Origin of the sequence: Flavobacterium kochi (genome assembly GCF_048286715.1) — a bacterium.
Taxonomy (GTDB): Bacteria; Bacteroidota; Bacteroidia; order Flavobacteriales; family Flavobacteriaceae; genus Flavobacterium.
In genome coordinates this window covers 1-8,581 of record NZ_JBLVPW010000054.1, presented here as the reverse complement: position 1 = coordinate 8,581, position 8,581 = coordinate 1, and the positions used below count along the sequence as shown (strand labels likewise).

The following is an 8,581-nucleotide window of genomic DNA, read 5'->3' as shown; positions in this document are numbered from 1 at the left end:
GCAAGGTTTACGATTTTTTTGGTTCCTAAATCAATGTTAGCTGTCGCGGCACCTAAATCACTCAACAGAATGGCACTCTTTGGCACCGAAGCGGCCTTATTTGATGAATTTCCAACCAGCACATAATCCTGTGTCAGGTCCATATTAGCCGGCGTTGCCGTTCTGGTATCCACATAATATTTTGTTGCCGCTTCCTGCGCTGTTGTGGGATCGGCAAGGTTTACGATTTTTCTCGTTCCTAAATCAATGTCAGCTATCGCCGCTGCAAAACCGCTTAATGCAATGGTGCTTTTCGAAACATCGGATGCTTTCCCTGTAATATCCCCAACAAAAAGGTTGCCTGCAGTCAGGCTAATATCTGTCGGTGTGATAACCCTGGTATCCACATAATTTTTTGTCGCAGCATCCGTAGCCAATCCTGGATCGGCAAGGTTATTAATTTTGAAACCACCAATGGAAATGTCCGCTATTGCGGCACCTAAATCACTCAATGGAATGGCACTCTTTGGCACCGACGTGGCCTTATTTGATAAATCCCCTACAAGCACATAACCCGTTGCCAAGTCCAGATAAGCTGGCGTTGCCGTTCTGGTATCGACATAGTATTTTGTCACCGCATCCTGATCGAATACTGGCTCCGCTAAAAAGCTGATTCTGAATTGTGTTCCAATATCACCCATAGAAATATCATCGGTAGCTGTGCCAAAACCGCTGATGGGAATGAGGTTCTTTGGAGTTGCAGCCGCTTTTCCCATTGCATTACCTACAAAGAGGTTGCCCTTAGGTAAAGAAAGCAGCGAGGCAGGGGTAATAAAAAGATCATCCACGTATTTTTTCGTCGCCGCATCCTGTGCTGCAGCCGGATCGGCGAGGCTATTCAATTTGAACCCCCCGAAGGAAATATCGGTGGCTGCGGCACCAAAACCGCTTAGAGGAATGGTGTTTTTGGCCACGGCAAATGCGGTATTTGTGGCACTTCCAACGAACAGATTTCCTGAGGGAAGGGGAATACTGGATGCAGGAACAATTTTGTTATCCACATAGTTTTTTGTCGCAGCATCCGTAGAGACTGTAGGCTCTGCAAGGTTGTTCACATTGAATCCTCCGATGGAAATATTTGCTATTGCCGCTCCAAAACCGCTTAGCGGAACGATGTTTTTTGCTACGGCAGATGCATTATTTATTGCATTTCCAATGAGAAGGTTTCCTGTGGGAAGGCTAATATTAGATGGAGTAAACGCTTTGGTATCCACATAAGATTTTGTGGCTGCATCCTGCGCCAAGGTGGGATCCAACAGGTTGATAATTTTATAATTTGTTATCCCATTACCTAACGAAATATTTGCGACTGCGCTTGCAAAACCACTAATTGTGACAAGGTTTTTTGAAACGGCCGCCGCTTTATTCGAAGCATTCCCCACAAACAAACTATTGTTGGGTAATGCAAGTAGAGTAGGACTTACAAATAGTCCATCGACATAGCTTTTGTTCGTTGCATCGGTTCCTGTTGATGGATTGGCAAGATTTATAATTTTATGATTTATAATCCCGTCACCCAAAGAGACATTATTGGCGGGATTTGCGAAGCCATCGAGCGTTATATTTGCCTTATCTAGCTTGGCTTCGGTAACGGCACTATTTTTAATCGTCAGGTTTCCGTTGCTGGCCATCGTTGCATCACCAGATAGAAGAACAGGAACCGCTACATTAGAAGAATTGCCTACAAATATACGTCCGCTCGGAAGAGTATTATCCACTGGTATCCAAATAGTTCCATTATATACATATAGCTTGTGATCTGAAGTGTTATAAAATAATGCCCCTTCTTTTATACTTATTACAAATGGATCCGGATTGACCGTACCTGATGGTGTCGACCCATTGGTGGATACTTCTACCCAATTCCCGTTAGCATCCAAAACGTACAATATATTAAGATCCGTATTAAAAAAAAGATCCCCCGGCTTACCCCCTGTTGGCATATCTGCCACCGTGCCGCCAGCAGTGGTAGCGCCGCTGATATTGGACCATTGTGAATCTGCATTCATCATATATAATGCCTTCTCCCCGGTGGCATAAAAAATGTCCCCCAGTTTGTAAGTCGTCGGTAACGAAGATAGCGTTGCGGGGGATATCCAAGTGACGCCGTCAAAAAAGTAATACTGACCATCCCAAAATGATTTAATTACGTCGCCTACGGTTCCGGGAGGCGCACTGGAAACGGGAGAGCTATAGTCATCCGGAATAGCAGTTATCACCACCCATCCGGAACCCGTTAATTTATACACTTTAGAATCGCTGGTATTTAAAATCACGTCCCCGACAACACTAGAACTAACAGGTACGGAAGTCCCCGAGCTGTACTTTGGTAATTTTGCATCGATGGCGAGGGTTGCTGTGTTTAAAGCGGCGATAAATGCACCCTGTGGAGTATTAGTTGTAATTAAAGGGAATCCGCTATCGGTGGGGCTATAAATAATCCCAAGCCCTAATTGCGGTGCGAGTGCGTCAAAGGCCTTTGAGGTGGTGCTAATCTCAGAACCATCAACAGTTAACGACATTATTTCGAAAGTATTCCCATTTGCGTCTATAATTCGATCTCCAACGGACACACCTCCAGCGTCGAATGAGCCTGAAAGATCAATAAAATCTCCTTTTATCAGATAATTCATGCCTCCTGGAGCAGTGACAGATTTGATGTTTAATTGTCCGTTAAATTGCTTTAAGGTTTGCGCCTGACTTGACAAGTTAAAAAACAATAAAATAAAACCTATAATATAAATTTTGAATAATTTCATCTTTTTTCTGTCATTAAGGTCTTAATACTATATAAAAACCATTTGTACCGGTATGGGAGCCTAGACTTGCTGTCTGCACTGTAATGCTCCCTGCCCCATAATTAGTTACCGTCCAGCTGAAATTAGTAGTGGCCGGACTTTGTATTGAGTTTACAATGGGAGTAATTACATTGTTGTCGGCAATCAGAGCCAATGGCAAAACAACATCGGTTGGGTCGTTGTTCCATCGAGCCGCAGTATCAGTAATTGTTATGTCCATTTTGTTGTCAGCGGGACTACCCAATGCAGCCTTAGAGGTGGAAAATTTGAAATAGTCCAGGTCTACTCCCACAGGGACGGTTATCACCAAGCTCGCACCAGTCAAAACAGCCGTGACACCCAGACCGGTTGCCCGGACAAAGTAATTAGCGTTGCCATTCGGGTGATAGGTAACAACGGGCGACCCTCCGGAGGGGGCAACCCATGTTGCTAAAGTCCCACCCGCGTTTACGGTCAAGACTTTGTTGGCATCAGAAGCACCTGCTATAGCCGCCATCTTATCCAATTTAGTTTTATCGGCAGGGAGCATCAAACTTGCATCAACAGTTGATCCCGCAGGAATAGTGGCATCCGCTCCGGTACTTGAGTTTACCAGTCCATTGGTTGGGGAATTGGTATAGGTTAAATCCGTAAGCGATCCCCCCACTGCATTAAGTGTACTGCCCGTAAAAGACAATCCAGTACCCAGGATAATTTCGCTAACGGTAGTTCCGGCTCCAGAACCCAACAATTTATTGGTGGTCATGGCTTGCATTTTGGCATAAGTGACCGCACCTGGCGTAATTGTGGCCGCAGCTGTAATATTTCCAGTGCCAGTAAAAAGAGGCGATGTGTATGCGACGTCACCTGTGGCACTTATTGTTCTACCGTTTTGAAGGGCTGTCGCCGTACCCGCATTGCCAGTAATTGTTGTTTGGTCTCCGGTATTGGATCCAGACAAATTACTTCCAGTCACATTTCCTGTAGCAGCTACCGATGTTGGGGTGATTGCGCCTAAAGTTAAAGTTATGGCCGGTGTTGTTGTTGCGTTTGCAACGATTCCAGTAACTCCATTTGCTGGAGCCACTGAAACATTTGTTACGGTTCCGCTTCCGCTTGTCGCGTTCAGGGTACTGCCTGAAAAAGACAATCCAGTACCTAGGGTAATTTCCTCTGCAATCCCGCTTCCCGCTGTGCTACGTCCTAACAACCGGTTTGTAGTTAAGTTTTGAAGTTTAGCATAAGTGACTGCACCATTAGAAATAGTGGCCGCAGCCGTGACATTTGCACTGCCGTTAAAAACAGGTGAAGTGTATACGACATCGCCAGAGGTACTTATAGTTCTACCGGTTTGCAGAGTTGTTGCCGTTCCCGCATTGCCCGTAATTGTTGTTTGGTCTCCGGTATTAGATCCTGATATGGCATCTAATTTTGTTTTATCGGCGGGAATCATCAAACCTGCTATATTGCCGCCGGCAACAGGAGTAACCGCAGGGATTGTGGCCGACGTTCCGGTATCTGAGACTACCACTCCATTAGCTGGGGAATTGGTATAGCTTAAATTAGTCAATCCCCCCCCCACTGCATTCAGTGTACTGCCCGTAAAAGACAATCCAGTACCCAGGATAATTTCGCTAACGGTAGTTCCGGCCCCAGAACCCAACAATTTATTGGTGGCCATGGCTTGCATTTTGGCATAGGTTACTTTATTTGCACCAATCGTGGTTGCGTTGCTACCAAAAGAGGTTACATCTCCCGTTAAGTCGGCGTTGGTGGTAACGGTTGCCGCATTACCGAGGATATTTGTTTGGTCTCCGGAATTGGTCCCAGCTAGTCCCAAATCTGTTTTGAGGATGGCTAGGGATTGCACTTCTGGAACTCCATCCGTGGCGGTTTTTCGGTAAAAAACGGTACCTGTTGCCACATCGTTCATTTTGGCAAGGGTTACGGCTTTACTGGCAATCGTGGTTACGTTGCCCAAAGAGGTAACATCGCCCGATAGGTTGGCATTGGTTGTCACTGTTGCTGCATTACCGCTGATATTTAATTGGTCTCCGGTATTGGTTCCAGATAAATTGTTTCCGGTCACATTTCCAGTAGCAGCTATCGATATCGGTGTGATAGCCCCTAACGTTAACGTTATGGCTGGCGTTGTTGTTGCATTGGCAACAACACCAGAGATACCATTAGCAGTTGTCAGTGCAACCGAGCTTACTCCCGCGGCTGTACCAGAATATTGCGGAATATTTAATGTGTTTCCTGTTAAAGTTGAAGGACCACTAGTTCCAAATGAAGTAAGCGATATACTACCTTGTTTGCCTGCTAAATCCGATGTTAAATTTAAAACTTGTGATTCAGGAATAGTTCCAGACAATCCTGCTGCAGTACCCGTCGTGTTTTGATTCAATGTCGGGAAATTGGTCAGTAAGGCTGCACTTCCTGTTGGGCGCAAATAGTCTGTTCCTCCCACGAAATTAGCGGCTCTATAATCATTTGCATACTTAGTATTTGCGGCATTGTTTCCGGTATTGGTTCCTGATATGGCATCTAATTTGGTTTTATCGGCAGGGAGCATCAAACTTGCTTCGACAGTCGATCCCGCAGGGATTGTAGCATCCGTTCCGGTATCTGAGACTACCACTCCATTAGTTGCGGAATTGGTATAGGTTAAATTAGTTGCCGCTCCACCACCCGAGCCATTAGCTGCAGCGGTAATCCTTCCCTTTGCATCAACTGTAATATTCGCACTTGTATAACTTCCCGCATTAACGCCTGTATTTGATAATCCCAACAAACTGGATGCTGTACCATTTCCAACGAGCGAAGCATCAGACAAGGTTTTTCCGCCGCCGCCAATCAATGCTGAAAAATCCACTTGACTATTTCTTGGCCCAGATATGGAAAGTATGGGACCTGCAAGACTTAGCGATTGGTTAAGATCACTCAGACTTACCGAATTCCCATCTTTAATTGATAAGTTATACGCAGAGTCAAAACTAAGAACGGGCGCAGTACCACTACCACTACCCGATTCCCCTTTTGGTCCAACCAATGTTATGCCGCTTAAAGGCCAACTTCCTGACATTTTTGGTCCATATAGAACGGCGCTGTTAGTATTCAGATAAAAATCTCCATCTGCACCAATTGCTGACGAAGGATTAGTCCCTCCGCTTAAAATGGTATTAACATTCGTCCCTCCGCCTCCTGCTTTCAACTCCGAACTGGTTGCCAGTCTTTGCCACTGACCATTAGTATTGTAATAAAAACCTGGAGAATTATTAGTTTGATAGATCAACAAACCATTTGCAGGATTATTGATTACATTACGTTGCAAAAGCGACATTCGTGGGATCAACACCCCTTTAGAAGTAGACAGTACTTCAAGTTGTGCACTATCATCCGGCTCATTCGTTCCGATTCCTACCTGAGCTTTTGCACTAAATGCAAATAGTAATCCAAAAAGAATTACATAGTATTTAATCGCGTTGCTCATAATAGTTATGGATTGCGAGATACATTATGGCTATTGGTCTTAAAATCAAGAAATAGAAATAAATTAAATTATTCAAAAATATAAAAGCCTGTTTTTGATAAATACACATTGAATTAATGTCATTTATATATTGCTCTGTATGGTTATTCTTTTGCAGGAACTTAATTCCAAGAATAGCCATGAGATCACCCGAATTGAAAATTCTTCTTTTATACCTTGAATACATACGGCAAAATACAGAACTTTAAAATTGAAATTAATAGACAAATGTCTAAAAACAACTGCTAATTGATTTATTCGCATCAACTTAAACGGGGAAAATAGCTAGATAACAATGGATTAGTCCGATTTTTATAAGTCACGTAAAATCAGGACTTAATAAAAACAACTCCAGAAATTAAGTAGATTGGGATACTGGAAAAACAATTTAAGCACTTATTCAAAGGAAGGAATCAGGCTCGTTGTCAAAATGGGTTGTTAGTGCTCAAATGGTTGATAATCCAGGTATCAAAAATTTTGCTAAAAATCTATTAAGAGATTATGATGTTGTTTAACAATGAAGTGGTACCCATATAGTGTATCCACCCCAGTAATTTACATCAATCAAAATTTGGTGGATTGATGAAATTAGTGGGGTGGATCCAAATTAAACCCAAAAACCGAAATACCGCAAAACTTTTGTTCTGGCTGTAGCAGCAGTTTTTATTTGAAGTAATCTAAAATTTTATAACTTCCATCATACTATTTTTCAAGTAATTCTTTAATATAGTATTTATATTGCACTCCTGTCGGTAGTGTTTATTATTGTTCCGCTAATTCTTTTAATTTTTTGTTCATTTCTATAAATCCTTTTTTAGTATTGTTGTCCAGTTGTTTTTTGAATAATGGCACAAGTATTCCGTTAAATTTTTCGCTTTGTCTAAAAGTTGTTGTCCCATTTCCGTTGTCAATAAGTTCAAATTTATGTTCTCCGTCAAATAGCCCCGCAAAGAATAAATGACCAAGCCAACTTAATTCTTTGTTAGTTTTAACCGTTAGAATTTTTGGTTTAAAGGTCATTCCTTTCGTTTCCGGTGGTTCAATTCTCGCGGTGATTATACTTCCAACTTTTACTTCTCCTTGCACTGATTTTATAAATGGGTTCCATATCGGATAATTATCAAATGCGGTGAGAATTGTCCACACTTTTTCGGGAGTGGCATCGATTAAAATTTCTGTTTTGATTTCTTTTACCATTGATGTTGCATTTAAAATGTGATTAAAATTGCTTAAGTCTTGTACTATTTGTGCGATTGCTGACATTTTCTCTAGGTAAGCACTGTTACTTACTTTTTTTCTTAGGATTTGTCAATCCAAAAAATGGCCTCAGTAAAAAATTTCGTCGAATTAAAAATTCATAAATCAACCATGAAATAATAAAAGTTCCGAAACTTAAAAATGAAAACTTGGGCAGAAAGCCCCAATCTAAATTCATTACATAATAACCAAGAACTATCGTTACGGTTTGATGTAAAATATAGAATGGATAAACAGCCTCATTGCAGTATGCCAACACCGTATTCGGCTTATTAAGGTATTTTGAACCAAATCCAAAAAAGCAAAATATCCATGACCACTTAGTGACTACGGTTACCAAAATCCAAAACACCCCTTTAGAAGTAGACAACACTTCAAGTTGTGCACTATCATTCGGCTCATTCGTTCCGATTCCTACCTGAGCTTTTGCACTAAAAGCAAATAGTAATCCGATAAGAATTACATAATATTTAATCGCGTTGCTCATAACAGTTATGGATTACAAAATACATTATGGCTATTGGTCTTAAAATCAAGAAATAAAAATAAATTAATTCATTCATTCAAAAATATAAAGGCTTGTTTTTGCAGGACAAATTCTCTATTACTGCTATAGCTCACTGCATGAGAGTACTGGAATTGAAAATTCTTCTTTTATATCTTGACTACATACGGCAAAATACAGAACTTTAAAATTGAAATTAATAGACAAATGCCCAAAAACAACTGCGAATTGATTTATTGCGTCAACTTAAACAAGAAAAATAGCTAGATAACAATGGATTAGCCCGGTTTTTTTTTAGTCGTGTAAAATCAGGCATTAAAAGCAAATCCAAAAATTAAACAAATCGAGCTATTACCCAGTAGTCGCAACTGAATAAAATAAAAAGCCCCAAAGTGTTGATAAATCAAGCTTTAGGGCAGTCATAGTCTCACCAAAAAGGTGTAAATTGTATTTGCGAAAATTCAAAATGCG

3 protein-coding genes and 1 pseudogene are annotated in these 8,581 nt (G+C 41.4%); all 4 read right to left on the bottom strand.

What is annotated here, in order from left to right; genetic code table 11:
• A pseudogene (locus tag ACNQGH_RS21595) lies at nt 1-2,798 on the bottom strand (hypothetical protein); the annotation flags it as partial.
• Between the two features lie 13 nt (nt 2,799-2,811).
• Complete coding sequence (locus tag ACNQGH_RS21590; protein ID WP_417958087.1) at nt 2,812-6,309, bottom strand: beta strand repeat-containing protein; 3,498 nt, start codon at nt 6,307-6,309, stop codon at nt 2,812-2,814.
• Nucleotides 6,310-7,110: 801 nt separating this feature from the next.
• On the bottom strand, nt 7,111-7,611 hold the full coding sequence (locus ACNQGH_RS21585) for an SRPBCC family protein (RefSeq protein ID WP_417958086.1): 501 nt from the start codon (nt 7,609-7,611) through the stop codon (nt 7,111-7,113).
• Between the two features lie 19 nt (nt 7,612-7,630).
• On the bottom strand, nt 7,631-8,092 hold the full coding sequence (locus ACNQGH_RS21580; RefSeq protein ID WP_417958084.1) for a hypothetical protein: 462 nt from the start codon (nt 8,090-8,092) through the stop codon (nt 7,631-7,633).
• Nucleotides 8,093-8,581 lie beyond the last annotated feature (489 nt).